Origin of the sequence: Streptomyces sp. NPDC006265 (assembly GCF_040613555.1) — a bacterium.
In the GTDB taxonomy this organism is placed as follows: Bacteria; Actinomycetota; Actinomycetes; order Streptomycetales; family Streptomycetaceae; genus Streptomyces.
Window position 1 is genome coordinate 1 of the sequence record NZ_JBEXSH010001162.1, and the last position, 2,257, is coordinate 2,257.

At 69.9% G+C, this 2,257-nt stretch carries 4 protein-coding genes; 3 read left to right on the forward strand and 1 reads right to left on the reverse strand.

Annotated elements, in window-relative coordinates:
- Positions 1 to 306 (forward strand): hypothetical protein (locus ABZ281_RS46560; RefSeq protein WP_356664573.1); only part of this gene is annotated, 306 nt, incomplete at its 5' end.
- A 52-nt stretch (positions 307 to 358) separates the two neighbouring features.
- Here the strand turns inward: ABZ281_RS46560 and ABZ281_RS46565 are convergent.
- A complete protein-coding gene (locus ABZ281_RS46565) occupies positions 359 to 1,126 on the reverse strand; it encodes a GntR family transcriptional regulator (RefSeq protein WP_356664575.1) in 768 nt (255 codons plus the stop codon).
- Positions 1,127 to 1,266: 140 nt separating this feature from the next.
- On the opposite strand from ABZ281_RS46565, the gene ABZ281_RS46570 reads away from it, so the two are divergent.
- Both ABZ281_RS46570 and ABZ281_RS46575 read left to right on the forward strand, forming a co-directional pair.
- Complete coding sequence (locus ABZ281_RS46570; RefSeq protein WP_356664577.1) at positions 1,267 to 1,605, forward strand: hypothetical protein; 339 nt, start codon at positions 1,267 to 1,269, stop codon at positions 1,603 to 1,605.
- Positions 1,606 to 1,657: 52 nt separating this feature from the next.
- A complete protein-coding gene (locus ABZ281_RS46575) occupies positions 1,658 to 2,044 on the forward strand; it encodes a hypothetical protein (RefSeq protein WP_356664579.1) in 387 nt (128 codons plus the stop codon).
- The last annotated feature ends 213 nt before the right edge of the window (positions 2,045 to 2,257 follow it).

Below are 2,257 nucleotides of genomic sequence, written 5' to 3' on the forward strand. Positions count from 1 at the left end.
ACGGCCGTCATCGGCCGGCGGCAGCCTCGCCGCCCGCGTGGGGCGGATCGGCGCGACGACTTCACTGTGGTGACGGACAAGCTCAGCGAGCACATCGCGCGTCTGGAACGGGAGGTCGAGCAGGACCGGCAGCAGGCCGAACAGGACCGGGCGCGACTCGGTGCCCAGGATTTCGCCCTGCGGTACATCGCCGGGTGGGCGCGCTCCCTGGTCGCCTACATGCGCCAGCAGCGCCTCGAACCGCCCCCGCCACCGCAGCCCATACCCGACGAGGTCCGCCCGTACCTCCACGACATCGGCTCATGACCGCGGCCCCGCTCTCCTTCGGGAGGGCGGGGCCGCTTCGTCATGTCCGGGCTCAGTCCTCGAGGTCGATGCGGAAGTCGACGATGGTGGTATCGCCGCGGCGCACGATCGGGTGGGCGACCTCGACGACCCGGCCGGTGTCGGCGACGTGCCGCCGGGTGTACCGCAGCACGGGCACGCCGGCACCGATCCGCAGGGTGGCCGCCTCCAGCTCGGTCGGCATGGCCGCCGTGAACGACTCGGTGACCTGCGTGACGCGGATGCCGAGGCTCCCCAGCTGGGCCCGAGTGCCGCCTGGCCAGGGCTCGTTGATGGGGTCGGCTACCGGAGTCCCGGCCACGTCGGACCATCGCACGTAGCTGGTGGACATCTGCGTCGGCTGGTCGTTGTCGTAGAAGACGAAGTGCCGGGCGAGGAGGCGTTCGCCCACCTCGCACTCGAACAGGGCTGCCAGCTCGGTGTCGGCCTGTACCCGCTCGAACCGCTTGTCCAGCCGATACTCGGACCAGCCGATGCCCTGGTCCCTGGTGTAGGGCGTCGACTTGGCGTCCGAGGTGGAGCGGTACCGGTCGGCGGCCATGCGGTGGATCGCAGGCCGGGGGCGGACGCGCGTGCCGGCGCGAGCCCGGGTCTCGATGAGGCCCTCGCCGCGGAGGATGCCGAGGGACTGGCGGACCGTGGTCTGAGATACGCCGTAGGTCGCGGACAGTTCGGGGAGCGTGGGCAGCTGGGCGCCCGGCGGGTAGTCGCCAGCGGCGATGCGGGCGCGCAGTTCCGCCGCGATGCGCACGTATTCGGCTTGCTCGTGGCGTTCCGCCACCGCACCCACCTCCCACAGTGATCCATCCGATTCTGTGCACACATAGTGCCGTGACTGACTTGACCGGCGCCAACCTCCCCGCCAATCTGTAAGCAGATAACCACTATCCGCAAGCAGGAAATAGGCGGCGGGGGATAGCCATGCCCGAGTCGGGTCAAACGTGGCAGAAGCCATTCAAGGCGGAGCCCATCGAGGCGCGCCACGTCCGCCTGTGGGTCGCCGGCCGCGTGATGCACCCCGACGCCCCGACGGTCGCGAACGAGCTGTACCTGGCGATCCTTGGATCGGGCGCACCCGTGGTGGAGATGACCCTGTCGACGGCTGGCCCTCGCATCCGCATCACGGCACTCGGGCCCGACCCGCTCCCGCTTCTATACAGCCACGGGCCCGGCTGGCAGATCATCACCGGCCTCGCCACGACCTCCGGGCTCACCACCGACGAGTGCGGGCTGTGGGCGCAGTTAGGGACAAGCCGGTGACCCGGCGCTCGGGAGACCGCCATCGCCGACCGCAAGCCACGAGGGACAACAGATGAGCAGCACACAGACCGAGTTCACACCCGTAGAGCTGGCGCTGGGACTCCTGGAGCTCCCCAGCCTCGACGGCCTCACCGAGGAGCAGGTGCGCGGCTTCACGTGCATCTGGGACAGCGGTGAGAAGCCACTCGCCGAGGAGGCCGCCGTCACCCTCGGGCCGCGCCGCAAGAAGCGGTTGGACGGCGAGTACGAAGTGCACCCCCGCGGCTGCCCCGAGCACGTGGCGCACGCGGCATACGAGGCCCTGTTCGTCCACTGCATGGGGGACTGCGAACGATGCAGCGGGGAGAAGGTTGCCGTCGTCGACGGCGTCGTGCAGGAGGTCCGCTGCGAGATCGCCGTGACCCTGCGCCGACTCGCTCTCCGGAAGGGACGACTGTGACTCCCCGACCCGCACACGTAGGCCTGCCGCTCCTTGAGCCACCTCCAGTGCACGGCTGCGCGGAGTGCCAGGCGCTGGCCCGCCAGCGAGAAGAAGCGAAGCGGCAGCGTGACCACACCACCGTCATCGACTGCAACATCCGCATCCGTCGGCACCCACACGGACCGCCCGACCAAGACCACTGAGCCACCGTCACCGGAGTGTGCGCCGATC